The organism is Brucella thiophenivorans (assembly GCF_002252445.1).
Lineage (GTDB): Bacteria > Pseudomonadota > Alphaproteobacteria > Rhizobiales > Rhizobiaceae > Brucella > Brucella thiophenivorans.
This window is the reverse complement of the sequence record NZ_NNRJ01000056.1, coordinates 1-25,883: the sequence shown is the minus strand read 5'-3', so window position 1 is coordinate 25,883 and position 25,883 is coordinate 1. Positions and strand designations below refer to the sequence as shown.

The following is a 25,883-nucleotide window of genomic DNA, read 5'->3' as shown; positions in this document are numbered from 1 at the left end:
AATTTGGATCAGATCGTTATGAGTCTACGGCCTAATTACTTCCCAATAATAATTAACCGAATTTATCGACTTAATATGTGTCTGTCAGTAGGTCTGAAAGGCTGACTGTCGGGAAACTATCTGTCATAAGGTGGCAAATAGTTGTCTGCGAACGGCACCGGTTAACAAAATGTCATATACGATGAGGCTCATGAATGACGGGGACAAATAAAAAGCAAGGACCTAGATTCAGCCGTGAACTGCCGGCCGTACGTAAACGGATGTTAGTCGAAGCTGCAACGCGCTGCCTCGCCAGAGGTGGAATTACAGCATTGACGACGGATAATATCCGGAAGGAGGCGAAGGTCTCCATTGGCCTCGTCGCACATCATTTTTCAGGTAAAGACGAAATCCTTTCCGAGGTCTATCAGGTTTCTCTTTATGATGACGTTCACAGTCAAATACTCGAAGCTAGTAAGAGTCGAGCCGATGCTTCTAGTAACCCTGAACAGCGTTTGTGCGCGCTCATTGAGGCGCAGTTTTCGGAGAAGCATTTTTCGAGAGATAATCTCCATATTTGGCTCTCGCTTTGGGGTGAGATCGATAAAAATGAAGCACTCAGGTCGCAGCACCGTCAGCTTTGGCGTGCCTATCGTGAGGCGCTACAGATGGATATCGCTGCGCTTGCAGTTGAACGTGGTCTAGAAGTTAAATCAGAGCAGCTTGCAATTAATTTCATAGCGCTTTTTGATGGTTTGTGGCTCGAATGGTGCCTTGATCCTAGTGCGTTGTCGCGAGAGGACGCCGTTGAGGGTTGCTATTCTATTTTGGAATCACAACTTGGCTCGTTGAGCCGCACCACTCCGTCTCCAGTACAGGAAACTATCCATAATCTATAGATATTTTTTAGTATTTGACGTGCCGTTAAGGCCAACGAGATTATGTTTCAGGCGACCAGGGTTCTAGCAGTCCAAATACGCCACAGCGCCAGACACGCGCCATATGATGACATCGCGTGAAATCATGCGATACGCGGTATTGTGTATCAATAGCCCGTTGAAAATATGCGCAAATGCGAGGCCCTATCCAAGCCGATAAACTGATCGCCATTGAGAAATGAAAGCCAATCAAGTGGCTGTAAATTCTTACTATATTCAGTAGGGCATTGATTTGGGTATATCAAAATTTTCCTTAAAACATGCAGGTGCTATTTTCTTATTGAAAACTTTTTCAATAAGCGCTATCTAACACTGGGATCGGCAATGAAGGATGGATTGAAGCGGCGTAAGTGACATCGGTTGTTCTATGGTTCTTCACTGATAAGTCGTCGCCCAAATAGCTTTATCGATAGTGCGATTACACGGACGCAAACAGCATCGGTTGCCTTATAAAAAATATACGAAAGCCTTCATCATGACAGTCGCATCTTCGCCACTAATGATTTCATTCGATGCAGCATCGCGCCTGCTGCCGATGGCTGAGTTAATTAAGGTTTTGCGAAACGCGTTTATCGCGGGATGTGAGGCGCCGCAGCGACACCATCACACGATTCCAATTCAAGGTGAGCCCGACGCTACATTACTCTTGATGCCTTCCTGGCAACAAAAATCAGCCGAAGGCGGGTATCTCGGTGTCAAAGTCGTTACCGTATTTCCCGGCAATGCACATCGGGGGATCCCTGGTCTTACTTCCTGTTATCTGCTTTTTGATAGTGGAACGGGTATTCAACTTGCGACAATTGACGGAAATGCAATCACAACTCGACGAACAGTTGCAGTTTCAGCACTCGCAGCATCTTATCTCGCGAGAGAGGATGCAGAACACCTGCTTGTTCTCGGTTCTGGCCGAGTGGCCAGTCTTTTGCCGGAAGCCTATGCTTCAGTGCGAAATATCCGATGCGTTGGCGTTTGGGATATCGATATTTCAAGTGCCGAGAGGATGGTTAAGCGGCTGCAAGAAGCTGGGTTTGAGGCCTATGTCGCCACGAAACTGAAGGATAGTGTCCAAGAAGCCGACATCGTGACATGCGCGACCTTGGCGACCTCTCCGATTATTCGTGGAGAGTGGCTGCGACCGGGGACACACGTCGATCTCATAGGTGCGTTCACCCCGAACATGCGGGAATCGGACGATGATACTCTCGTTCGTTCGACTGTTTACGTCGATACAGAAGAGGCTTTGCATGAGGCGGGTGACTTTACACAGTCGATAGACAGTGGAGCGTTCATACCGTCTCGACTTGCGGGCACTCTGCGTGAGTTGTGCGGCGGACATGTTGCAAGTCGCAGCTCATATGAGCAAATCACATCTTTTAAGGCAGTTGGGACAGCGTTGGCTGATCTTGCAGCTGCAAGCATGGCCTACGAGCTTATGCTTCATTCTCCCAATGGCTTCTAACAAAACACGTAAAACTGAAGACATGACTAGTGAAATTAACAGAGATCATAGGATCTTGAAAAGGGGAAATAAAATGGGTCTATCAAAAATTATATCATTTTCATTCGTTGCAGTGGGTTTGGCGTTGTCACCTGCGACATCAAACGCAGACGATCTTGAGAAAGTTCACTCAGCTGGTAAACTTTCCAACGCTGTATCGGGTGTGTTCCCACCTTTTAGTTTCGTCGATGAAACCAATACACTGGTTGGATTTGACGTCGACATCGCCGCTGAAATCGCTCGCCGGCTAAATGTAGAACCCAATACTATAACGACATCTTGGGACGGTATTATAGCCGGTTTGGTTACAGGGCGTTATGACACGATCATCGGCTCAATGGGAATTACAGAAGAACGCAAAAAGGCAGTTGACTTCGTGGGACCGTATTACCGTACGGGACTTGGAATTTTTCTTCGTAAAGGTGCTGAGGTTAAGAGTGCCGCCGATTTGGAGGGCAAAGCGGTGGGGGTGACCCTTGGCGAAGCCGCCGAGAAATGGGCTCGCGAGCAGAACAAATTTGACATCCGCACATACAAGGGCTTGCCAGAGTTGCTCCTTGACCTAAGTGCAGGCCGCGTTGATGCCATCGTTGCAGACGACATCCCGGTTTATGTAGCAATTGCCAAAAGCAACGCGCCAGTTGAACAGCTCAAGGACGAAACCTTACCTCGCTTCGACGTTGGGTTCGCTATTCGTAAGAATAACCCTGAGCTTGCAACAGCATTACAGAAAGCTCTCGATGAGATGATAGCCGATGGCACTTATGATGCACTAGCTCAGAAATGGGTCGGCAGAGACATTCGATAGTTGGCGCACAGGGGCGGCCATAAAAGCTGCCCTAGAACGTCGTATATGCGAGCAAATTAGCGGAATGCAAAGACCGCAAATCCGACGCGGTCCGCGTCTGGTATCTTGGAAGACTACAAATGGATATTGGACTGGTTGTACGGATCTTACCGTTCATAGCTGAAGCTGCTCTCGTCACGGTCGGTTTGACCTTCATTTCATTGGTTATCGGACTTCTTGTAGCGGTATTTTTGACATGGGCTCGCTTTTCGCGAACTGCAATACTTCGCTGGGTTTCGACAGCCTACGTTAGTGTAGTGCGCGGCACCCCACTGCTAGTCCAGTTGTTTCTTGTATATTTTGGCGGGCCGCAATTTGGATTGGAGATGACGCCTTTCGTAGCTGCTGTGCTGACTATGGGTTTTAATATTGGAGCATACATGTCCGAAGGGATGAAAGGTGCAATCCTTTCAGTTGACAGGGGGCAAAGCGAGGCTGCCCGGTCACTTGGTTTCAGTCGGTTTGATACCATGAAATTGTTTGTGTTGCCTCAAGCCGCGCCGCTGATGATCCGCTCATTAGGTGTCAACACCATTATTCTATCAAAGGGAACAGCTTTGGTCTCCACGATCGGTGTGGTGGAACTCACCTACACAGCGCAACGGTTTGTGACATCCACATATAAGCCTTTCGAAGTCTTTGCTCTCGCAGGCGCTGCGTACCTTATTATAATTGCGGCCATCTCGATCATCATTCGTTTTGTAGAAAGCAGATTTGATGCAGAGAAAGGAGCTAGCGCATGAACCTCGATTTCAGCGTGGTACCGTCATATTGGGGTATATTGCTAACTGGGCTGACATGGACGGTACTCATTACGCTACTGGCAGGTGCCGTGAGTATTATTCTCGGTATTCTAATCGCGCTAACGACACTCTACGCACCAAAGGTTGTAAGCTTGCCAGTTCGCGGAGTGGTTTTTCTTTTCATGGGCACGCCACTGCTGCTCCAACTCTATATGCTCTACTATGGCCTTTCACAGGTTGGCGTCATGCTTCCAGCGTTTTGGACCGGCGTCATTGGTCTTGGCGTCCATTATGCCGCTTACAATGCCGACATTTTCCGTGCTTCGTTGCAGACTATCGATCCCGGTCAAACTGAAGCTGCACGTACCCTTGGATTTGGGAGGTTCGCAACGCTACGTCACTTTATAATTCCCCAAGCCATCCTTACTGCTCTGCCACAAATCGGTAACAACAGCATCATTCTTCTAAAGGACACGGCTGTTCTGTCAGTCCTTGGTATCACGGAACTCGTTCTCGCAGCACAGCGCGGCATCAGTGAAACCTATCGCCCATTCGAATTCTACCTTGCTGCCGCCGTTCTATATTACATCGTGAATCTCGCTATGGAATTTGTATTGAACGTGGCAGCCAAGAAAGCGGAAGCTATCCGATGATCCAGCAAAAATCCATGATTGAACTGCGGCAGATCCGCAAATCTTACGGGCAACATGAGGTGCTCAAAGGCATTGATCTAACCGTTGCACGCGGGAAAATTGTCTCGATTATCGGACCGAGTGGGTCGGGTAAGAGTACACTGCTACGTTCAATTAATATGCTTGAAGAAATCTCAGGCGGTGAAATCTGGTTAGATGGAAAGCAAGTCAACCGTCCCCTAAAGGGACGGGCATTCGAATCTCACATCAATCATATTCGTCAGGAAATGGGGATGGTTTTTCAACAGTTTAACCTTTTTCCGCATCTCACTGTGCTGCAAAATATCATGATAGCACCTATGCGACTTAAAGGTCTAAATAAGATCGAGGCGCAAGAGCGTGCCAACGACCTTCTTGAGAAAGTTGGTTTGGCGGATAAGGGTAAAGCTTATCCCGCAAGGCTATCAGGAGGCCAAAAGCAACGAGTGGCCATTGCGCGCGCGCTTGCGATGCAGCCCAAAGTTATGCTCTTTGATGAAGCAACATCGGCGCTCGACCCGGAAATCGTCGATGAAGTTAATCTCGTCATGAAGCAGCTAGCGAGCGAGCACATGACGATGCTGATCGTGACCCATGAAATGCGCTTTGCGACTGAGGTATCTGATCACGTGATGTTCATGGATGGTGGTGTTGTTGTGGAACAGGGACCCCCATCTCAGGTCTTGGCAAATCCGATAGAGGATCGAACGCGATCGTTCTTACGCAAACATTTGTCGCAATAAACAACACCAGAAAATTGCTCAGCCACCCGGTTCGCGGGTGCGGCTTCTTTGAAGCAGGAAACTCCTATGTTTTTAAATGACCATCAATTGTCCGAAATTGTTGCCTTTCGCCACGCATTGCATCGCAGGCCTGAAGTTTCGGGCGAAGAATTTGAGACAGCCCGTAAAGTTATGGAGGCGCTCAAACAAGCGGGCGCGGACGAAATAATCTCGGGATTGGGTGGCCACGGTGTGGCGGCGGTCTATTGCGGCTTGGAAGAAGGTCCGACAGTGATGATCCGATCCGAACTTGATGCGCTTCCAATTCAGGAAATTTCCGACTTACCTCACGGATCGGAAATACCGGGGAAAGGCCACCTTTGCGGCCACGATGGACACAGCGCTACACTTCTTGCCATTGGTGTTGGACTGGGTGAAAGCCGTCCAAAGCGTGGGAGAGTCGTTCTGTTATTCCAACCTTCCGAGGAGAATGGCGCAGGTGCTGCGGCTGTAATTGCGGACCCACAATTTATTTCAATCAAGCCTGACATTGTTCTGTCGCAGCATAATTTTCCAGGACTGCCTTTGGGATTTGTCGCCCTTAAAGATGGTGCGGTAAATTGTGCAACGCGGGGCATGAAGATTACGTTTTCCGGCAAGACTGCACACGCTGCGTCGCCAGAGGAGGGCATTGCGCCAACATTAGCGATCGCGCGGCTGCTAAATACTTTAACAGAAGTTGGTAACGCAACTGTCGTGAATGATGATTTTCGGCAAGCCACAGTCACGCACGTGATTATCGGTGATGAAAATTTCGGGATCAGCCCGAGCCATGGTGAAATTTGGGTCACTCTGCGCACAATGACCGATAACCAGATGGCTGCACTGATGACCGCTACAGAAAAGCTTGTTTATGAACAGGCTGAATCTACTGGTCTGACTGCTTGCGTATCGTATCATCAAATATTTCTTCAATGTTTCAATGCCCCCGAGGCCGTGTCAGCACTGCGTCAGGCGCTGGACGAATTAGGTATTACGCATAGCGAGAGCAAAGATATTCTTCCAATTAGACCGGGTGAAGACTTCGGGTTGTTTGGGAGTATTGCGCCAGCAGCAATGTTTTTCCATGGGGCAGGGGAAGGGCATCCAGGTTTACACAATCCTGATTACGACTACCCAGACGCTCTTATCGGTACAGGCGCTCGAATATTTATGCAAACCATCCGCAATATTCTCGGATGAGCGCCTAGTTACACGAAATGAACAGTCGAACATACAGCAAGCGGGCAAATTAATAGTGCCTGCGTGGTTGTTGCCGCGTCGATAAGCATTGGAGAAAAAATGCATATGGCTCCCAAATACAAGTCCGCATCAGGCTGGAACGCACTGTTGGCGCCGCGTAATGTTAGAATGGCACTGCCGGCGACCAAACGATTCAGAAACATCGTCATTGGTGCAGGATACACCGGACTTGCTGCTGCGCGACGTTTGGCAGAGCTTAACCCTGACGAGCAGATACTTCTTTTAGAAGCGTCAACTATTGGAGAAGGTGCGTCCGGACGTAACTCAGGTTATTTGTTGATCAATCCAGGCGAACCCAGTGCCAACGCCGAGGGTTTTGAGGCTGACTGGGCCACTCGCCAGATGAATATCGTTCAGGCAGGGCTTGATCAACTCAAAGCGCAAGTACTTCGTTATTCGATTGAATGCGATTGGGACGAAAACCCATTGGCGATCACAGCTGCGGCCACGCCGCGCGTCGAAAAGAGCGCGCGGGCAACGGTTGCCACATACCGCAAATGGGGGATCAATCCCCAAGAATATTCTCAAAGCCAATTAGAGAGTATTATTGGTACAGATTACTACCGTTACGGTTTGCAGTCCCTTACCAAAGTTCTTATCCAGCCTGCTGCGTTACAGCGTGGAATCGCAGACAATCTCCCTGCATCTGTGCATTTGGTAGAGAACATTGTTGTACAGTCAGTAACAAAGAGCTCGCCGTTCAGCGTTAAGACGAACCAAGGTGATTTTGTTGCTGATCGTGTATTTATCACGAACAACCTTCACGCTCGCGAACTTGGGGTTGTTCGCAATCGGATGATTGGGATTCTGACCTATGGTGCATTTACACCCGAATTAAACGAAACTGAACTAGCAAGTCTGGGCGAGCAACCCAAATGGGGAATATTGCCCGCCCACCGTATGGGCACGACTATGAGAAAGACAAACAGAAGGTTGCTAATAAGGAGTGGGGACTCTTATGAGAGCGAGCTTGCTCCTGAAAAAGTAAGGGCCATGCTTACCAGTTTGTATAAAAACCGGTTTCCTAATATGCGAAACCATGAATTCGAGTTTGTGTGGGGCGGATTTACCGCGGTGACCCACAATGGAGGCTTCTATTTCGGCGAAGCTTATCCCAGTATGTTCGTTTCAGTTGGTTGTGGCGGTGCAGGGGTTCTTCGCGGAACGAGCCAAGGCACACTGCTGGCCGAAATGGCTTCGGGTACGAAGTCGCAATTGCTTAGCGACCGGCTAAATATGGCTGGCCCAAGCTGGATCCCGCCGGAGCCCCTCGCAGGGATCGGGGCGAAATTACAAATAGCGTTTGAGCAGTTGCAAGCCGGAAGAGAGCGTTGATCTCGATGTTCAAACGCCAAGCGGGTTTGGAGAAGCTATCCCAAGTGCACCAATCAGTCTTATTAAAAGTTTTCCTGACTGGTAATCATGAAGTCAGGCGTCCCAGCGGCACCGTTACCTTCACCTGAGGGTAAGAATCAACGGCGATAACGTGTTATGATGAAACCTCGTTCTTCACTTTATCATCGCCATCGTTATCCTTCTGAGATCATCGCGGAAGCCGTATGGTTGTATTTCCACTTTCCGTTAAGCTTTCGCATGGTTGAAGACATGCTGGCTTATCGCGGGATCTTCATCACACATAAGACAGTCTATGAATGGGCTGAGAAATTCGGACGGGCCTATGCCCAGACGATCCGTTGCCGGACACCACGCCTTGGCGATAAATGTTGGGATGGACGGCCCCCGAACGGCATCGAAATTTGCCAGAGTGAGCTGTTAACGATCTCAAACGAAGGAGCCGTCCGTGGATCAGATTATCCGTATTGGCATGGATACGTCAAAGCATGTCTTTCAATTGCATGGTGTGAACGCCGGCGAGCAACCGATCCTGCGCAAGAAGATGCGCCGTAGGGAGATGGTGGATTTCTTTGCGAAATGCCCACCGACCGTGATTGCGATCGAAGCCTGCGCCGCTTCGCATCACTGGGCGCGGTTGCTGACAGGGTTTGGACATGATGTAAAGTTGATCGCGCCACAATTGGTGAAGCCCTACGTCAAGCGCGGCAAGAATGATGCAGCCGATGCCGAAGCGCTATGCGAGGCGATGAGCCCTCCGACTATGCGGTTCGTTCCGGTGAAAAGTGCGGATCAGCAAGCCGCGCTTATGCTGGTGGGCCTGCGTGAGCGCGCCGTCACCGCACATACGCAGCTAGCCAATACGATTCGTGGCTATGCAGCTGAGTTCGGGCTAACCGCGGCCAAGGGCATGTCTCATATTCCGCTCCTTCTGGAACGCATGTTGATTAATGACATTATCCCGGCTTTGGCGCGTGATCTGTTCGCATCACTCGCTGAGGAATTTGCGCAGTTGGGTGAGCGTTTGAAAGAGGTGGAGGCAAAGCTGATGGCTTGGTATCGCGACAATGAATGCTGTCGCCGTCTTGCAAATATCCCTGGTGTTGGGCCGATAGGCGCAGTCTTGCTGGTGATGAAAGCGCCAGCACCGGAACAGTTCACATCAGGAAGGCAGTTTGCCGCCTGGATGGGCCTGACACCCAAGTATCATTCGACTGCGGGCAAAGTCAGGCTCGGTGTTATTACGAGGGCTGGCGATGAAGCATTGCGTAAGACGCTGATCGTGGGTGCAACCTCATCGCTTCGACAGGTCAGAGCGGGACGAGGCAGGAATGCTTCATTATGGCTCATCGAGTTGCTCAAGCGCAAGCCGCCAAAACTCGCGGCTGTCGCGTTGGCCAACAAGATTGCCAGGATCGCCTGGAAAATGATGGTAACCGGCGAGGTTTATAAGGGTAATGCTGCGCGATCGGCTATGGCCTGCGCGGCGTGACGAGATCAGTCATCACGGTAAGCATGATACAGACGATACCGTGCTGAGCTGATGCGTGAACTTGCATGAAACAAGTAGATGGTGTGATCGATCGATCCGAGACGTGGTCCACTCCGCAGATGCCAATGGCCCAACGAGGCCGAATAAATGTTTGGAACCCACGTCGCGGAACCCATCTTGGCCAGCATTCATGTGTGAATGTACCAAAAGGCCGGACATATGAACGCAAGCGATCCGATCAAATCATCAAAAGGTTCTTGCAACGAGGGGGCCGTCCACATATGGCATCTGGATGAAATGGTTGTTACGATCAAAGGTGAACGCCATTTCCTTTGGCGAGCGGTAGATCAGGATGGCTTTGTGCTGGAGGTTCTTATACAGAAACGCCGCAATACCAAGGCCGCCAAACGGTTCATGCGCAAGCTTCTCTCTCCTCAAGGCTGCGCACCGCGGGTGATGGTCAACGACAAACTACGCTCGTATGGCGCTGCCAAACGATCGATAGGCCTTAGTGTTTGCGATCATCGCCAGCTTAAGGGTTTGAACAACCGGGCAGAGAATTCGCATCAGCCGAGCCGGCGACGCGAGCGGGTTATGAAGCGCTTTAAGTCAGCGCGACATGTGCAGAAGTTCACGTCGATACATGATCCGATCTACAACATATATTACTTCCCCCGCAACCAATTCGACGCTGCCGATCATCGTGAATTACGACAAGCCGCCACCAACATGTGGCGGGAAATCGCTTGCCTGAAATCTGCATAGAAACTGCGTCAAAGACCAAGTTACGATGGCAATCACGTTAAGGTAACGGTGCCGGCAGAATTCCTCCGGCGGCAAGGACAGGCTGGGGCGCATCACGAAGATGGGCGACAGCTATCTACGAAAGCTCCTTGTTGTCGGCGCAACAGCAGTTCTGCGACATGCCATCCGCGCGCAAACGCGAACCGGACAATGGCTACGCCACTTGCTGGAGCGCAAGCCATCCCGGTTAGTCAGCGTGGCGTTGGCAAACAAGACCGCCCGGATCGTCTGGGCAGTGATGTCGAAGAAGGAGGCTTACAACGCAGCCTGAGATTTTCTGGCGCACCACAAACGCGCCGCACAAGTTGCAAGGGCAATCTCTGTGATGATGATCTTTGCCGCCGCAACCGGAACACACCGTGGTATTGCCAGAGCGTTATAGCTCGGCAACTTGATAGGGATCTGGCTCGCGGACTTCATCAGGGCCAGCGGACATTGGCACCGCACAAACAGGCCGGACAAATGACCGCTAGCAATAAAGATCAAAGACACAAAGAAAACACTTGCAATTCAGGGGCTGTCCACAAATAGCAATACCAAATCGACCGCATGAACCATGTCGAGGTTTGCGATCAGGTTATTCTCTCTATGCTCGCTCGAATCTCCTCTGGCTCAAACACTTTTTTCCAATCCTCACGTATCAGCATTGGTCGGCCAAACTCGATTGCCTTTTCGCAGGCATCGGAAAATTTCCCCGGGATCTCGTCAAACATCACAGCGGTCAGCACGCTCATGTGACCAAGTAGGAATTCGCGTGCGCAGTCGCGGTCAATACCGCGCCCAATGACCTCTTCCATCGCTTCGCGGAGGACCGTGATCAGCGAGGCGCAAACGGTCTCTGTCAGCCCTGGTTCAAGATAGGCCATATGTTCGACGCTGACGCGATGGCTACGGGCCACAGGAGCAAAGATTGCACGGGCAACCTGATCGCCTCGCTCGTATTGCCACTCAGTGCCCTGCACCAGTGAATTGACGATGCTCTGGGACGCGGCGGTGCCACCGAAGAAATCGCGCTGCGCAGCCTCTGTTTCCTCATGGCGAAAAATGCCAGGATGGCAGGGATGGGTGACGAAATAGGCGATGTCAGCGCGTTCGGGCAAATGGCCGGCAAAGGGCGCGGCCGGATCTAGGCAGATCACCACCGTTCCGCTGCCAAGCTTTGGCACAACAATGCCGGCTACCTTGCCGATGGTCGCATCGGGTACCGCAAGTACTACAACATCGGCCCCCTTAATTGCTTCGTCAGACGTGACGCAAGTGACGGCAAATTCATGCTTCAGCCGCTGCTGGCCTTCGGGTGACAGCTCGACGTGAGCCACAATGAAGTCGGTGTTTTTCAGATTGCGTGTGAGACGGGTACCCATTTTCCCACCCGCGCCGAAAAGGGCTATTTTAACCATAGTAGCATTCTCCTGATAGCAATCGGCAATAAATCCCATTGCACAAAGTTGTTCGTCGGAGGGTGAGCCGATGTTTAATTCGTAGGAAAGAAAGCGGGCGCGAACATACGCGCACCCGCCTATGTCGCATTCAGCCGTGACTGATGGTGACTGTCTTGATATGGGTAAAGCCGTTCAATGCTTCAAACCCTTTTTCGCGGCCATGGCCGGATTTACCCACGCCGCCAAAGGGCAGTTCGATACCGCCGCCTGCACCATAATTGTTGATGAAGACTTGGCCGGAACTAATCTTACGTGCCATGCGCAGTTGGCGCGCTCCATCTCGGGTCCAGATTCCGGTAACTAGGCCGTAATCGGTGCCGTTGGCGATTTTAAGCGCCTCTTCCTCATCCTCGAATGGAATCAACACCTGAACAGGTCCAAATATCTCCTGTTGGGCCAGTGTATGATCTGGTGACACTTCGGAGAAGAGTGTTGGAAGCACATAATTGCCGCCAGCAGGGGCTTCTGGATGCAAATTGCCCTGGGCCGCCATGGTAAGTTCTGCACGGCCCCGGTCTATAAAGCCCTGGACGATCTGGTGCTGTTTTTTCGAGACCACGGGTCCCAAGCTTAGGCTGTCTATCGCCGGGCCTACGGTCAAACCTTTATATATCGCGATCATGCGACGCTTGACCTCGTCATAAATGCCTTTTTGAACAAGTACCCGCGAGGCAGCCGAGCAGGTTTGACCAGCATTTTGCATGCACGCGCCTACAAGGATCGGCATCGCTTTTTCTAGATCGACATCGTCGAAAACGATGTGCGGGGATTTGCCGCCCAATTCCAGCGTGACTGGCACCACATTCTTCGCCGCAGCCTCTTGGATGCGCACGCCCGTAGCTACTGAGCCCGTGAAGGAGATATGATTAATTCCAGGATGCGAGGATAGATGCGCGCCGACATCATGGCCGTAACCGGTGACAACATTAATCACACCTGCTGGCACGCCCGCCTCTGCGGCGATAGCGGCGACAGCCAGCGAGGAAAGCGAGGCATCCTCAGCCGGTTTTACAACAACCGTATTCCCTGCAGCAAGTGCTGCGCCGACGCCGCGCCCGAGTATCTGGATCGGGTAATTCCACGGGATGATGATACCGCAAACACCATGTGCTTCACGCAAAGTATAGACGGTAAACCCTTCTTGATAGGGTATGGTGGTGCCCATCAGCTTGTCTGCAGCGCCAGCGTAGAATTCCAAATAGCGCGCCAGCGCAATCGCGTCGTTGCGAGACTGGTTCAGAGGCTTGCCGACATCGAGTGTTTCGATCATCGCTAATTCTTCTGCACGCTCTAGGACGAGCTCGGACATTTTCATCAGTATCCGACCTCGCTGCGTTGCGGTCAGCCTGCCCCATTCTCCATTAAGGGCAGCTCGGGCCGCCACTACGGCGGTATCGATTTCTGCCTCTGTACCGCGACCAATTTGGCCGATCACATCACCCGTGGACGGGTTTTCGACCGGAATTGTCTTGCCGCCTGTCGGGGTGATCCATTGGCCATTCAAAAATACTTTCGTGGTATCAATCCACATTAGCTGATCAAGTGTCATCATGCTCCTCCGGGCCTGATTGGGCGTTAGACGCGCCACTGTAGTGTTGATTTTCTGGGAAGTTTTCAGTTTCGGTAAAAAAGGGCTCTACTCTCTCACGTGAATGGCCGATATGTCGGCGCATCAAATTACGGGCCGACTCCGCATCTTTTTGTCGAAGCGCATCGAGGATCTCAAGATGTTCGCTGACTGCGCTGGTGGTGATTGTGGAGTGATACCGCAGCCGAAACAGGTTTGAGTGGATATAGAGGCGCGATAGCGCCTCGGCTGCTACCTGATTGCCAGCAATTAGAGTTATTCGTGTGTGGAAGGCATTATCGCGCTCGGCGAAAGCCCCAAAATTGTCAGGGCGGCTCTCGGCGGCGAGGCAACTCATTTCCGTGCACAGTTCTTCAAGGGCAATAATGTCTTCCGGCGTCACACGGCTTGCGGCCAGCATGGCTAGCTCCGGTTCGATCATTTCGCGGAAAGCGTAGGTGTCGCGGAAATATCGCCCTTCGGGTAAAGGCGCTGCCGAGAAACCGGAGTTGAATTTCTGTATTACGAGTCCCTCCGATTCAAGCCGGATTAGCGCTGCACGTATCGGTGTTTGCGAGACGGTGAAATGGCGCGCTAGCGCATCGACTGATAATCGTTCTCCCGGAGGAATCCTTAACGAGATCAAATCCGCTAGCAGCGCATCATAGATCTCATCACCCAGAGGGTGTCCGGGATTTTTTTCGCGGCCATGCTGCTGTCCGGAATATAATTGTGATCCAACTTGCGTTGCTGACATTTTATGTCCCTCCTAGTTCTTAATCTCTTGACGTTTCTGTACACGATGTCTAGCCTTAAATCGTATCGTATCTGATTTTTTTGGTTGATACTCTGCAAATCGTAAAGGGTGACATGTGTTTCTGGAGGGAAGCTCGTCACCCAAGGGAGGAAAGAATGACTTACAATTTCCGTGCTTTGGCGCTTTCTGCCGCATCAATTTTCGTACTCACGACCACGGCAATAGAGGCCCGAACTCTGAACATCGCGATGACACCGCCCGAAGAATCGCACTACGGCGCAGCTGCCAAAGCCTTCAAAGAGAAAATCGAGGAGTTCTCGGGTGGAGACATTACCGTTGAGATCAAAGCCAATGGTGTACTTGGTGGCGAGCGTGAGATCCTTGAGGGTATGCAGATCGGCTCTATTGAAATGGGCGTGACCTCGACTGGACCGGTGGGTGGCTTTGTGCCTTCGACCTATGTTCTTGATCTGCCTTTTCTATTTAAAGACTATGACAATGCTCGCGCGGTTTTGGATGGTCCCATCGGTCAGGGCCTGCTGAACGATTTCGAGCCGGTCGGCATCATGGCGCTTGGCTGGGCGGAGAATGGTTTCCGCTATATGACCAACTCGAAAAAGCCTATTCAAATGCCGCAAGACATGAAGGACATGAAAATCCGCACGATGGAAAACGACATTCATCTCGGAGCCTTTTCAGCCATGGGAGCAGCTCCTTTGCCGATGTCCTGGAACGAGGTAATCACTGCACTTCAGCAAGGCACCATCGACGGTCAGGAAACGCCAATGTCGATCTTCATCGCGAATCGCATTTGGGAAGTTCAAAAATATGCAACCCTGACCGGACATTTCTATTCGCCCTCACTGATTATGATGTCGAGAATACATTGGGAACAACTCTCCGAAGAAGAGCAGGGGTGGGTGCGTGAAGCCGCCGCCGCAGGTGTTGCAGCAAATCGTGCCTATGTCGAAAATGACGAAAAGCGCGGGTTGGAAATGCTACGTGCCAATGGGATGGAAGTCATCGATACTGTTGACCAAGACGCTTTTGCTGAAGCAGTTTCCTCGGTTTACGACGTTTTCACCGCCAAATATGGCGATGAAACGTTGGAAAAGATCCGCGCCGCACAAGAGTGATCGATCGGGCGCCTTGGTTCTGATTTCGAAGCCGCACTGAATCCGCGTCTTCGTACTGTAAAGAGGCGCCCTGAACACTTACGATAATCCATGGAGGAGGAGCGATGCGCAGAGTTGTGCTCGCCGGAGAGAAGTTTGTCTCTCTCACACATAATATCGCTGCTACATTGCTTGCGATATCCGCAGTACTGGTTTTCCTGCAAGTGGTTTCACGATTTGGTGGCGGGCATTCACTGGCCTGGACCGAGATTTTTGCACGAGGCACCGTGATTTGGATGGTCTTTATGGCAGCCTGCGCGGGTTTTCGTCTGAATGCGATGATTCCGCTGGAATTCATCCGTGATGTCGTACCCGCACCGGCGAAAAAGGCAGTGCTTTGGGCAGTGTTCATCCTGACGTTAATCTTTCTATTCGTAATGTCTTGGTATGGCACGCAGATGGCAATGCGGGTGGTTAACCAGAAGATCGCCATGATCGGTATTTCTATGGCCTGGTTCTATGCCGCGATTCCCGTTGGCTGCGTCTGCGCCCTGCCAGGCGTGCTGCTTGGCCATTTCTGTCCTGTCATGGATGAAAGGCTTCCGGAATGAATATCGCCCTCGTATCCGCACTGATGATTCTATTTGCACTGTCAGTTCCAGTGGCGGTCGCAATCGCAATGTCGGCCATTTTCTCGATCTCGTTTTTCAGCAATCTGCCACTGTTGGTAGTACCGCAGAAAATGTTCAATGCACTGGACAGTTTTCCGCTTCTCGCGATTCCGTTTTTCATCCTTGCTGGCAATCTGATGAGCCACGGCGGCGTCTCGCGCCGGTTGGTTGATTTCGCAAAAAGCATGGTTGGTGGCGTCCAGGGCGGTCTTGCCGCATCCTGTGTATTGACCTGCATGATATTTTCATCAATTTCGGGCTCTTCAGTGGCCACCACCTTCGCAGTTGGCGCTATTTTAATTCCGGCGATGGTTAGACATGGATATCCGACGCCGGTTGCGGGCACCATCCAGGCGACCTCAGCAGAGCTCGGTGTGATCCTTCCTCCGTCCATACCGATGATCCTATATGCGGTCTCGACCGAAACATCGGTGACGCAGATCTTCATCGCGGGGATCGGACCTGGCCTCCTTATAGCGGGTGCACTGATTATCATGACGCAGATCTGGTGTCGGGTGAAAGGCTATGGCAAGAATGACGGCGACGATCGCAAGGGTTTTTTGAAATCCGCCGTCAGCGCTTTTTGGTCGCTGATGATGCCGGTGGTGATCGTGGGCGGGATCTATGGCGGTATTTTTACCCCAACTGAGGCTGCTGCCATCGCCGTCTTCCTGGCGCTTTTCATAGGTCTCTTCATCTATCGTGAACTGAAATTTACAGATCTGCCAAAAATCTTTCGCCAATCAGTTGTTTCGACCGGTGCGGTCATGCTGATCATTGCGGCGGCGGGCCTGTTTTCGTTCCTCGTCTCAATGTCGGGTTTGCCGAAAATGGTCGGGAGCTGGGCGTCTGATAGTTTTGAGAGTTGGATCACCTTTCTTCTCTTCGTGAACATTCTACTATTCGTAGTAGGGATGTTTGTCGAAACCTCAGCCGCGATTCTTGTTCTCGCACCGATCCTGGCGCCGATCGCTATTCTCTACGGCATCGATCCTGTGCATTTCGGTATGATCATGATCGTCAATCTTGCCATGGGGATGATTACACCACCACTTGGTGTGAACTTATTCGCCGCCGCATCGGTGGCGAAAATCCCGGTGCAGCGCATGTTCAAGCCGCTGATCTGGCCAGTGACGGCTATTATCTTGTCCTTGATGGTGATTACCTATGTTCCACAAATATCGCTGTTCTTACGCGATCTCTCTCTGGCGCAATAGGTTTCATAGCGGTGGTCGGTACTGTGCCGACCACCGCCTCCCTCTTCACGAAAGATGAACCATGATCCCTGTCGAGGAAATCAGAACCACAGCGATCCGGGCACTGACCAAAGGTGGCCTTTCGCGTGACCATGCGGAAATCCAGCTGCAACTTTTGCTGGATGCTGAGATGCGGGGTGTCCCTTCTCATGGACTGTTGCGGCTACCCCGCGTGATCGAAAGGGTCGCAGCTGGCGTAACCAATCCTATTACAAAAGGAGCCCAGACTTGGCGAGGCCAAGCGCTGCTTGATGTGGAAGGAGAGCAGGGGATTGGGCCTGTTGTTGCCTTAGCCGCTCTTGAGACGGCCAAGGCGCGGGCGTCGGTTACGGGCTCGTGTGTGGTGGCGATCCGTAACTGCGATCACCTTGGCATGCTTGCTTTTTATGCGGAGAAGCTGGCGCAAGAAGGCAAGATTTTGCTTGGGATGACAGTTTCAGAGGCGCTGGTACATCCTTATGGCGGTCGGCATGCGATGATTGGTACCAATCCGATTACCATTGGCGTCCCTGCCGAGCCGTTACCCTTCGTCTTCGATATGGCGACTAGCCTTGTTTCCATGGGTAAGATCCATGACTACGCCCATCGTGGTGCGCCGATCCCTGAGGGCTGGGCGCTCGATGCGGATGGCAATCCTACGATGGATCCGAATGCTGCGAAACGGGGTGCCATCGCGCCCTTTGGGGGCGCGAAGGGCTACGGTCTGGGCCTTGCGTTTGAGGTCCTTGTCTCCGCGCTTACCGGCTCGGCAATCGGGGCAGGGGTAAAGGGCACGCTCGATTCCACACATCCATGCAACAAAGGCGATGTGTTTGTGGTGATGGAACCATCGTCGGGAGTCATGCCACTGGTTTCGGGCTTTCTTGAGGAGTTACGACACTCAGCCCCTGCCGATCCATTATATCCAGTACGGATCCCAGGCGACCGCGCTGTCATTACGCGCGAGCAAGCTGTCCGCGATGGTCTGAGCATAGCCACCGACGTATGGGAGCGCATTCTCAGCCTCGCCTGACCATTCAATACTGCCCCCTTAGAGTGGGTGAAAAAGGAGTAATTACATGCGGTTCGATTATGGTGTGACCCGTGCGCCAAATAGGCTAATCTTCGGCCCTGGCCAGCGTAAGGCACTTGGCCGTCTGGCACGCGATCTTGGCACCCGCGCGCTAATCTGCACGGATGAGCGCCTTGGCAAACTGCCGCTGCTTAGTGAATTGGTTGCTGATCTTGAGGCCAATGGCATTACGGTCGAGGTGTTCGCCGAGACCCAGCCTGAGCTGCCACTGGACGGGATTACCACCTGTGCCGAGCGTTACAAAGACTTTGCCCCGGATATGGTGATCGGCTTTGGCGGTGGCAGTTGCCTTGATCTGGCGAAGCTGGTCAGCCTTCTGCTAACCTTTCCTGGCCCTCTTTCCACCTATTATGGCGAGTTCAAGGTACCGGGTCCGGTCCGCCCCGTTATCGCGATCCCCACCACTGCAGGCACCGGTTCCGAGGCCACCCCGGTTGCGGTTCTGGCCGATCCCAAAAGGGTGATGAAAGTGGGAATCTCTTCACCCGAGCTTATCCCACATACCTCAATTTGCGACCCAGAGCTAACCGTGACGTGCCCCAAGGGGCTGACCGCGATTTCGGGTGCTGATGCGCTCGCGCATGCGATTGAAGGTTTCGCAGCCGTCAGCCGCGAGGCGACCCTGGATCTTTCGGTGACACGGGTCTTTGTAGGCAAGAACACCCTCTCTGATATCTATGCGCTACGCGCGATCAAGCTGATCTATGATCACCTGGAGACGGCGGTCAACCAGCCTGATAATATAGAGGCACGTTCTGCCGTTATGTTGGGTTCGACCCTCGCGGGTCTCGCTTTCGGTACAGCCGGTACCGCAGCCGCCCATGCGATCCAATACCCAATTGGTGCGGAAACGCACACTGCGCATGGGCTTGGGGTTGGTGTGCTCTTGCCCTTTACCATGCGTTTCAACGCTCCAGTTGCTGCGGCAGATTATGCCGAGATTGCCCGTGAGATCGGTGTTGCGACCGGCGCCGATGCTGATGACAAAGCAGCCGATGCGTTGATCAGTGCCCTTTCCGAGCTTTTTGACCGGATTGGTATGCCTGCAACCCTCGACCGGATCGGGGTTACGCTTGAAAGCCTTGATAGCATCGCGACGTTATCGATGAACGCCTCGCGTTTGGTTGAAAACAATCCCCGCCCGCTTTCGTCCGAAGCGATCCGTACGATTCTTGACACTGCCATGGCGTCCGCCTGAGACCCTGAGGAAGAAAAATGACAACACATAACACTTGGCCGACCGATCTTTTCATCGGCGGAAAATGGTGCGAAGGCGCCCGCGCGACCCGTATCGACGTGACTAATCCGTCCGATGGTTCGGTGCTTTGCTCAGTCGCCAATGCAGCGCCCGAAGATGCCATTGCAGCTGTGAATGCGGCAGCAGAAGCGGCGGCTGATTGGGCTGCAACACCTGCGCGCAAACGCGGAGAGATCCTGCGACGCTGCTGGGAGCTAATGACCCGTGATGCCGAGGCGCTGGCTCGGCTGATCTCTCTGGAAAATGGTAAGGCGCTGAAAGATGCGCGAGGCGAGGTAGCATATGCCGCCGAATTCTTCCGCTGGTTTGCGGAAGAAGCCGTACGCGGCCATGGTGACCTGGGCATGGCCCCTTCAGGCGCGAACCGTATTCTGGTGCAGTATCAGCCGATTGGCGTTTCGCTTCTGATCACACCCTGGAACTTCCCCGCCGCCATGGCAACTCGAAAGATCGCGCCGGTACTGGCTGCTGGCTGCACGTGCGTCTTGAAACCTGCGACCGAGACACCGCTGACCGCTTTTGCTGTTGCGGCGATCCTTGCTGAGGCGGGCGTTCCGGATGGCGTAGTAAATGTGCTGAGCACGTCGACCACTGGCCAGGTAGTCAACGCAATGCTCGATGATCCGCGGGTGCGCAAACTGTCTTTCACTGGTTCGACCGAGGTTGGCCGAGTACTGCTTCGCAAGGCCGCGGACCAGGTGATCCATTCATCAATGGAACTGGGCGGCAATGCGCCTTTCGTCGTGTTCGATGACGCGGATTTGGATGCCGCCATCGAGGGCGCAATGATCGCCAAGATGCGCAATGGTGGCGAGGCCTGCACCGCGGCGAACCGCATCTACGTTCAGCGTGGCGTTGCAGAGGAGTTCACTCGCCGCCTGACCGAACGAATGGCCGCGCTGAAAGTCGGCCCCGGCTCAGAAGACACCACTGATCTAGGTCCATTGATTAATGCGGCTGCAGTGAAAAATGTGGGCAGGCTCGTTGATGAAGCTGTTGCCAAAGGCGCGCGCATCATGTGCGGCGGCAAGGCGATAGCCGGAGACGGCCATTTCTACCCCGCTACTGTGCTGGCCGATGTACCCGATACTGCCGATATCGCCCATGAGGAAATATTCGGTCCGGTCGCACCCATTTATATATTTGACACAGAAGAAGAAGCTATCCGCCGCGCCAACGACACCGAATATGGTTTGGTCGCCTATGTCTACACGCAGGATCTGGCGCGGGGTCTGCGCGTATCGGATAAACTTGAGGCAGGGATGCTGGCGCTGAACCGTGGCCTCGTATCCGATCCGGCCGCGCCCTTTGGTGGTGTCAAACAAAGTGGGCTCGGTCGTGAGGGTGCACGTCATGGGATGCTTGAATTCATGGAAGCCAAATATATCGCGACTAACTGGTGAGCTATAGGAATGATGATGAATTACAAGATTGCGACTATCGCAGGTGACGGCATCGGCCCCGAGATCACCGAGGCCACGATCAAAGTGTTGAAAGCGGCTGTTGGCGAAAATCTGCTGGATTTCCAGATGTTGGACGGTGGCGCGGGTCATTACGTGAAATCCGGCCAAGTATTGCCTGATGATACCTATGCCGCTTGCCGCAACGCCGATGCGATCTTGCACGGTGCGGCTGGACTGCCGGGCATAGTTTATCCAGATGGCACCGAGGTGGGCAATGACTTACATTTGCTGCTCCGGTTCCGGCTGGATCTCTATGCCAATGTTAGACCCGTAAAACTGCTGCCGGGCGTGCTTTCGCCACTGCGAGCCTTCGAAGGCGGCGGCATTGATTACGTGATTATCCGCGAAAATACCGAAGGGCTTTATGCCAGCCGGGGCGCTGGCGTCGTCTTGCGAGATGAATTTGCCTCGGACAGCCTCGTAGTGACCCGCAAGGGTACCGAGCGCGTGGCGAAATTCGCATTTGAACTGGCGAAAAAACGTAGTGGAGCACCGCGTGATGGGAAGTCGCGTGTAACCGTCTGCGACAAGGCGAACATCCTTCGCAGTTATGCTTTCTTCCGCAAGATTTGTGATGAGGTCCACGCGGGTTATCCTGATGTGGGTATCGATTACGCCTACGCTGATGCGATCACGGTCCATTTGGTGAAGCGCCCCGATTTTTACGACGTTATCGTGGCTGAGAACATGTTTGGTGACATAATATCGGATCTTGGCGCTGCGACCGTTGGCGGTATGGGCATTTCACCCTCAGCAGAAATCGGTGACGATTTCGCTCTTTTCCAGGGTGCGCATGGCTCGGCGCCCGATATTGCGGGCCAGAATATCGCAAGCCCGGTCGCCACCGTGCTCTCGGCTGCGATGATGCTGCGTTGGCTGGGAGACCGCAAAGGCGATGCAGCTCTGATAGAGGCGGGCGATCGGATAGAGGCCGCTGTGGGCCGGGTGTTGGCTGCGGGCGAAACGGTGCCGAGCGACCTTGGTGGCCATGCGAAATGCACTGAAATGGCGGATGCGATCTGCCGAACTCTAGCGTGAGGAGAAAGTGATGGGCGATCTGAAAGTTGGTATCATTGGTGTCGGCCTGATGGGGCACGGCATCGCGAAGAACGTGGTCTCAAAAGGCTGGGCGCTTGGGTTTCTCGATCATCCCGGCAATCAGCCATGCGAGGACCTGATCGGCTTAGGCGCGGCTAAATTCGCCGACAAGCATGATCTGGCGGCGGCATCGGACGTGATCATCCTTTGCGTCTCCGGCACGCCGCAGGTCGAGGATGTGCTACTGGGTGAGAACGGAATCCTGAAGAGGGTGACGCAGGGCACTGTGATCATCGATTGCTCAACCGCGATACCTAGTTCTACTGAGGCGATTGCGAAACAGGCTGCAGGAGCAGGCGCGCTTTTCATGGATGCGCCTATGACCCGCACGCCCTTGGAGGCCGAGGCGGGGCGGCTGAACCTGCTGGTCGGTGCGGAGCCGGAGCTTTTCACACGCATTCGTCCGCTGCTGGAAACCTTCGCCGAGAATATCTTCCATGCTGGGGGGGCGAGTGCCGGACATAAGCTCAAGCTTTTGCACAATTTCTGCTCGCTCGGGATGGTGACGCTGTTGGGCGAGGCGGCAGCCTGCGCAAAACAGGGCGGCATTTCTGCCGAGGTCTTTACCGAGGTCCTAGCTAAGGGAGGCGGCTACGGCGCTGCTTTTGAACGGGTCAGCCCGTTCCTTCTGGAAGGCGACAATTCGAAGATGAAGTTCTTCATCTCGAATGCGCAAAAAGATCTGGGCTATTATGTCCAGATGGCCGAAGACATCTCTGCAGGTCATCAGACCGCAAGCGGTGTCAATAACGCTTTGCAAACCCTGGTTGATGGGGGCTTTTCCAGCGGTTTCCTTTCGGAGACTGCGCGCTATTTTGGTGAAGTATCTGCTAAGTTATAGCCGGCCCACTCCACCGAGGTTAGGGCATTTGAGAGATAAGGAGAAATTCTAGGCTCTCATGCACGATTTTTAGACTTTCAGATCTAGTTCAATCACCTCGTGTCGCGGGGTGGTTGAATTATTTGCTGTCAGATAATTTAAAGTATTCTCCCCTGAAGGGGTGAATTTGATATCAGCATGTCTATGCGCGATGGGTTTTTGTCGCAAATTTTCTAGCAGGTAGAGAATGGCCCTGTGTGTGAACGCGAAAATGCAGCGAGTCCCCCCCAAAGACTTCGACTGACGAACGCTTTCGCTCACGAATTGCTTCTTTTTGCTCATATCAGCTACTTCAATGCCATTAATGGTAGTTTTGGCAAAATGATATGCTTTCAAGCGCAACATAGTTTCAGTGATATTTTGATGAAACTATCATCCTGCTCTGGGATAATGTTTTTGGAAATACTAGCCCAAGCGCATCATTCCTTTGGTGAGTTTATGCTTGCGGGCAGTATTGCAGATCACTTGTTTTCAACACGTATGGAAACGTGGTTCTCCAGACTAATATCTGAGACAAGATTCTTGACTGGTAATCAGATGATTGGATCGATGATTTTAGTCGTTAATCGCAATCTTCTTTCTCAAAGCCAACCGTGAAATTGATAGCGTTTTTTCATTGTTAACTGTGAAGCGGCTCGTAAAGGCGTGCGCCGGCTTTTTCAGCCGCAACCTTTAAGCGCTTGTCTCGGGTCCATAGTGATGTTCGCCGATCGAGGAGAACTGATGCCAGCAGTTGAGCATCAGTATAGCCTATACCCATGCTAAAAATGCAGTGCTTTTCAATCATGGTCATGACTTCGTCATATGTTGCGACTTGTGCTTCACGCTGCACCTTCAAAAAGGCCAATACACTCATCCTGTCTCGGAGACTGCCCAGCGCAAGTTCGCCGATAATCGCTGGATGGCAAAGCAAAAGATCACCACCAATAATCTTGATAAGCTCATTATCGCCGCCGCGGAAGTGGTCAATCCAAATTGAAGTGTCTGCCAGTATCACTTCTCCACTGAGCTCCGACGACGAGGGGCTGCTTCAACGTCAGGCATCGTGCCTCCAAGGGCGATCAGGCGTTTACCAGTCTCCATTCGCACTAGTGTTTCTAGCGCTTGTCGGACTAAAGCGGCTGTCTCTTTCGTGCCGGTCAACAATCTGGCTTTTTCTAAAAGATTGTCATCAAGGTTGATGGTTGAGCGCATAATCGGTCTCCCTGCTGAGACGTCATAAATAGCACCAAATGATGCTACTATCAACATGCTTCTGTTTACCCATTCTAACGATTATGACGGTTAATTTGGAACAAAAGTATTCAACAGGTTACAACCGCCGAGAGACGCTGGGTGTTCTTGACTGGTTATCAATGTTGTCATCCAGTTGAATAACTGAACGGTAGAGTTCAAAACCCGTGAAACGCCATATCGAGCGCGGACACGATTTCGTCATGTGAAGCAGAAAGGTTTGTGACTGGGTTCTTTAATACGGACACGGGAATTGCCGACATAAACTGTGTAACCAACACATACTCCTCTCCTTCAATCTCGAAGCTCGGATTGAGCCGCATCGCCGGGATAGGTGCCAGCGCTTTAATAATTAGAGGGATGACAATACGTGTTTTCAGCTCATCCAGTAGATCAGCCTGTACGTCGAGCACATAGCCGCCACCCGGATTGGGGTAAACGTCATATCTCGCCATTAGAATTGACGATAACGTACAAGAGGTAAGCCATTTGCTTCGACGTAAGCATTAGAACTTTGCATCGCTGGACGATTATCTTCTTTCCAAAGTGCTGACTTGGCAGCAGCTAGCGCCTGCGCAATTCCGCTCTCGGCTGCACGCGAAATATTTATCTTATGTCGGCGCGCTTCAGAAAGAAGCTCATTATCGATTGAAAGATTGGTTGCGCGCTTGGATGTCCGGGCAGATTCCAGTTGTGGCATAAGACATGCTCCTTTGGTCGATAATTATATGCGCATATTTATGTGCATTCAACCGGAATCTGTATGTAATTCGTAGGCAGATAACGGCACCGGACTGGTCGGTTTTATGTGCGTGATCACTGTTGTTGAATTCTGTCTGAATCTGAACCAGTTTTGTGTTTGATGGTGATCAGACTGAGCACATGTGTCCTGTTGAATCCATTGTCTATTTCCGTCTTCATGTGGGTTAGATGTTCGGTCCCGGCATTTGATGGATCGGATTGAGTGTGAAACGTTCCGGTTGATTTGTCCATTTTTTGCAGATGAACTCATAGGGCGTAAGGCCTCGAAGGGTCTTTAGCCTTCGTCCGAAATTGTAGGCTGCGATGAAGTGTTCCAGGTGGGAGCGCAACTGCGCGTGATCGTCGTAGTGGAAGCGTTTGACGGTTGCATCTTTGATTGTCCGGTTCATGCGCTCGACCTGACCGTTGGTCCAGGGATGGCGAGGCTTGGTCAGCCGATGTTCAATATCAAGGTCAGCGCAGGCCAGTTCGAATGAATGGCAGCGCAACAGCACCTTTTCAGCCAGCATTGCCTTGATTTCCGCCGGCGTCCATCCATCGCCGCCGGGATCGGTAAAATGGGTGCCGTTATCGGTCAGGACGGTATGAATCTTGTAGGGAACCGCTGCGACGAGTGCTCGCAGGAAATTACCGGCGACGCGCCGGGTTGCCTTCTCGTGAAGTTCTACGAAGGCGAATTTTGACGTCCCGTCTATCGCCACCAGGAGATAGAGCTTGCCCTCTGCTGTGTGAACCTCGGCAATATCGATATGGAAATAGCAGATCGGATAGCTTTTGAATTTCTGTCTTGCAGGTTTGTCACCTGCGACATCGGGCAACTGCGAGATGCCATGGCGCTGCAGACAACGATGCAGCGATGAGCGTGTCAGGTGCGGAATGGTTGGCTGCAAAGCATAGAGACAATCATCAAGCGGCAGAAGCGTGTGTTTGCGAAAGGCAACAACAACTGCCTCTTCTTCA

The 25,883-nt window shown here is 52.3% G+C and carries 25 protein-coding genes and 3 pseudogenes; 20 read left to right on the top strand and 8 right to left on the bottom strand.

Annotation, left to right across the window (positions count from 1 at the left end; genetic code table 11):
• Nucleotides 1–194 precede the first annotated feature (194 nt).
• From CEV31_RS18035 to CEV31_RS17980, 12 genes and pseudogenes are all read left to right on the top strand, one after another.
• Nucleotides 195–878 (top strand): TetR/AcrR family transcriptional regulator, encoded by a 684-nt coding sequence (locus CEV31_RS18035; protein ID WP_094509164.1) that lies wholly within the window; start codon nucleotides 195–197, stop codon nucleotides 876–878.
• 514 nt (nucleotides 879–1,392) lie between these two features.
• Nucleotides 1,393–2,376 (top strand): bifunctional Delta(1)-pyrroline-2-carboxylate/Delta(1)-piperideine-2-carboxylate reductase, encoded by a 984-nt coding sequence (gene lhpI / locus CEV31_RS18030; protein WP_235818153.1) that lies wholly within the window; start codon nucleotides 1,393–1,395, stop codon nucleotides 2,374–2,376.
• 73 nt (nucleotides 2,377–2,449) lie between these two features.
• Nucleotides 2,450–3,223: a transporter substrate-binding domain-containing protein gene (locus CEV31_RS18025; protein WP_094509177.1), complete on the top strand. Its 774-nt coding sequence runs from the start codon at nucleotides 2,450–2,452 to the stop codon at nucleotides 3,221–3,223.
• Between the two features lie 119 nt (nucleotides 3,224–3,342).
• On the top strand, nucleotides 3,343–4,005 hold the full coding sequence (locus CEV31_RS18020; protein ID WP_094509159.1) for an amino acid ABC transporter permease: 663 nt from the start codon (nucleotides 3,343–3,345) through the stop codon (nucleotides 4,003–4,005).
• Nucleotides 4,002–4,658, top strand: coding sequence for an amino acid ABC transporter permease (locus CEV31_RS18015; RefSeq protein WP_094509157.1), 657 nt, complete (start codon nucleotides 4,002–4,004; stop codon nucleotides 4,656–4,658). The genes CEV31_RS18020 and CEV31_RS18015 overlap by 4 nt, the downstream gene beginning before the upstream one ends.
• Complete coding sequence (locus tag CEV31_RS18010; RefSeq protein ID WP_328587697.1) at nucleotides 4,655–5,419, top strand: amino acid ABC transporter ATP-binding protein; 765 nt, start codon at nucleotides 4,655–4,657, stop codon at nucleotides 5,417–5,419. Before CEV31_RS18015 ends, CEV31_RS18010 begins: the two co-directional genes overlap by 4 nt.
• Nucleotides 5,420–5,485: 66 nt before the next feature.
• Entirely contained in the window at nucleotides 5,486–6,640 is a 1,155-nt protein-coding gene (locus CEV31_RS18005; protein WP_094509155.1) for an amidohydrolase, read from the top strand.
• Between the two features lie 99 nt (nucleotides 6,641–6,739).
• Nucleotides 6,740–8,035 carry an NAD(P)/FAD-dependent oxidoreductase gene (locus tag CEV31_RS18000; protein WP_143850983.1) on the top strand — a complete coding sequence of 432 codons (1,296 nt, stop codon included), beginning with the start codon at nucleotides 6,740–6,742 and terminating at the stop codon, nucleotides 8,033–8,035.
• 159 nt (nucleotides 8,036–8,194) lie between these two features.
• Nucleotides 8,195–8,422 (top strand): annotated as a pseudogene (locus tag CEV31_RS21350) (IS6 family transposase); the annotation flags it as partial.
• A gap of 79 nt (nucleotides 8,423–8,501) precedes the next feature.
• Nucleotides 8,502–9,545 carry an IS110 family RNA-guided transposase gene (locus tag CEV31_RS17990; RefSeq protein ID WP_094509151.1) on the top strand — a complete coding sequence of 348 codons (1,044 nt, stop codon included), beginning with the start codon at nucleotides 8,502–8,504 and terminating at the stop codon, nucleotides 9,543–9,545.
• A 204-nt stretch (nucleotides 9,546–9,749) separates the two neighbouring features.
• Nucleotides 9,750–10,310, top strand: a pseudogene (locus CEV31_RS17985) (IS6 family transposase); the annotation flags it as partial.
• 52 nt (nucleotides 10,311–10,362) lie between these two features.
• A pseudogene (locus tag CEV31_RS17980) lies at nucleotides 10,363–10,620 on the top strand (transposase); the annotation flags it as partial.
• 301 nt (nucleotides 10,621–10,921) lie between these two features.
• On the opposite strand, the gene CEV31_RS17975 reads toward CEV31_RS17980, so the two are convergent.
• The 3 genes from CEV31_RS17975 to CEV31_RS17965 all read right to left on the bottom strand — a co-directional run bounded on the left by CEV31_RS17975 (nucleotide 10,922) and on the right by CEV31_RS17965 (nucleotide 14,115).
• Nucleotides 10,922–11,749, bottom strand: coding sequence for a phosphogluconate dehydrogenase C-terminal domain-containing protein (locus CEV31_RS17975; RefSeq protein WP_094509172.1), 828 nt, complete (start codon nucleotides 11,747–11,749; stop codon nucleotides 10,922–10,924).
• 130 nt (nucleotides 11,750–11,879) lie between these two features.
• Nucleotides 11,880–13,340 (bottom strand): aldehyde dehydrogenase family protein, encoded by a 1,461-nt coding sequence (locus tag CEV31_RS17970; protein WP_094509170.1) that lies wholly within the window; start codon nucleotides 13,338–13,340, stop codon nucleotides 11,880–11,882.
• Entirely contained in the window at nucleotides 13,330–14,115 is a 786-nt protein-coding gene (locus CEV31_RS17965; RefSeq protein WP_094509147.1) for a GntR family transcriptional regulator, read from the bottom strand. The genes CEV31_RS17970 and CEV31_RS17965 overlap by 11 nt, the downstream gene beginning before the upstream one ends.
• Before the next feature lie 155 nt (nucleotides 14,116–14,270).
• Between CEV31_RS17965 and CEV31_RS17960 the strand changes: the two genes are divergently transcribed.
• The 8 genes from CEV31_RS17960 (at nucleotide 14,271) to CEV31_RS17925 (ending at nucleotide 22,889) form a co-directional block, all read left to right on the top strand.
• Nucleotides 14,271–15,251 (top strand): TRAP transporter substrate-binding protein, encoded by a 981-nt coding sequence (locus tag CEV31_RS17960; protein ID WP_094509145.1) that lies wholly within the window; start codon nucleotides 14,271–14,273, stop codon nucleotides 15,249–15,251.
• Between the two features lie 104 nt (nucleotides 15,252–15,355).
• A complete protein-coding gene (locus CEV31_RS17955) occupies nucleotides 15,356–15,841 on the top strand; it encodes a TRAP transporter small permease (RefSeq protein ID WP_094509143.1) in 486 nt (161 codons plus the stop codon).
• On the top strand, nucleotides 15,838–17,118 hold the full coding sequence (locus CEV31_RS17950) for a TRAP transporter large permease (RefSeq protein ID WP_094509141.1): 1,281 nt from the start codon (nucleotides 15,838–15,840) through the stop codon (nucleotides 17,116–17,118). The genes CEV31_RS17955 and CEV31_RS17950 overlap by 4 nt, the downstream gene beginning before the upstream one ends.
• A 61-nt stretch (nucleotides 17,119–17,179) precedes the next feature.
• Complete coding sequence (locus CEV31_RS17945; protein ID WP_094509139.1) at nucleotides 17,180–18,169, top strand: Ldh family oxidoreductase; 990 nt, start codon at nucleotides 17,180–17,182, stop codon at nucleotides 18,167–18,169.
• A gap of 46 nt (nucleotides 18,170–18,215) precedes the next feature.
• A complete protein-coding gene (locus tag CEV31_RS17940) occupies nucleotides 18,216–19,427 on the top strand; it encodes an iron-containing alcohol dehydrogenase (RefSeq protein WP_094509137.1) in 1,212 nt (403 codons plus the stop codon).
• 17 nt (nucleotides 19,428–19,444) lie between these two features.
• Nucleotides 19,445–20,890 (top strand): NAD-dependent succinate-semialdehyde dehydrogenase, encoded by a 1,446-nt coding sequence (locus CEV31_RS17935; RefSeq protein WP_094509135.1) that lies wholly within the window; start codon nucleotides 19,445–19,447, stop codon nucleotides 20,888–20,890.
• 15 nt (nucleotides 20,891–20,905) lie between these two features.
• Nucleotides 20,906–21,988 (top strand): isocitrate/isopropylmalate dehydrogenase family protein, encoded by a 1,083-nt coding sequence (locus CEV31_RS17930; protein ID WP_328587695.1) that lies wholly within the window; start codon nucleotides 20,906–20,908, stop codon nucleotides 21,986–21,988.
• 10 nt (nucleotides 21,989–21,998) lie between these two features.
• Nucleotides 21,999–22,889, top strand: coding sequence for an NAD(P)-dependent oxidoreductase (locus CEV31_RS17925; protein WP_094509133.1), 891 nt, complete (start codon nucleotides 21,999–22,001; stop codon nucleotides 22,887–22,889).
• A gap of 658 nt (nucleotides 22,890–23,547) precedes the next feature.
• On the opposite strand, the gene CEV31_RS17915 is transcribed toward CEV31_RS17925, so the two are convergent.
• The 5 genes from CEV31_RS17915 to CEV31_RS17895 all read right to left on the bottom strand — a co-directional run.
• Entirely contained in the window at nucleotides 23,548–23,925 is a 378-nt protein-coding gene (locus CEV31_RS17915) for a type II toxin-antitoxin system VapC family toxin (RefSeq protein ID WP_094509129.1), read from the bottom strand.
• Nucleotides 23,922–24,122: a type II toxin-antitoxin system VapB family antitoxin gene (locus CEV31_RS17910; RefSeq protein ID WP_094509166.1), complete on the bottom strand. Its 201-nt coding sequence runs from the start codon at nucleotides 24,120–24,122 to the stop codon at nucleotides 23,922–23,924. The genes CEV31_RS17915 and CEV31_RS17910 overlap by 4 nt, the downstream gene beginning before the upstream one ends.
• Before the next feature lie 197 nt (nucleotides 24,123–24,319).
• Entirely contained in the window at nucleotides 24,320–24,616 is a 297-nt protein-coding gene (locus tag CEV31_RS17905; RefSeq protein WP_094509127.1) for a CcdB family protein, read from the bottom strand.
• On the bottom strand, nucleotides 24,616–24,861 hold the full coding sequence (locus tag CEV31_RS17900) for a type II toxin-antitoxin system CcdA family antitoxin (protein WP_094509124.1): 246 nt from the start codon (nucleotides 24,859–24,861) through the stop codon (nucleotides 24,616–24,618). The genes CEV31_RS17905 and CEV31_RS17900 overlap by 1 nt, the downstream gene beginning before the upstream one ends.
• A 226-nt stretch (nucleotides 24,862–25,087) precedes the next feature.
• Nucleotides 25,088–25,883 (bottom strand): IS481 family transposase (locus CEV31_RS17895; RefSeq protein ID WP_094509122.1); only part of this gene is annotated, 796 nt, incomplete at its 5' end.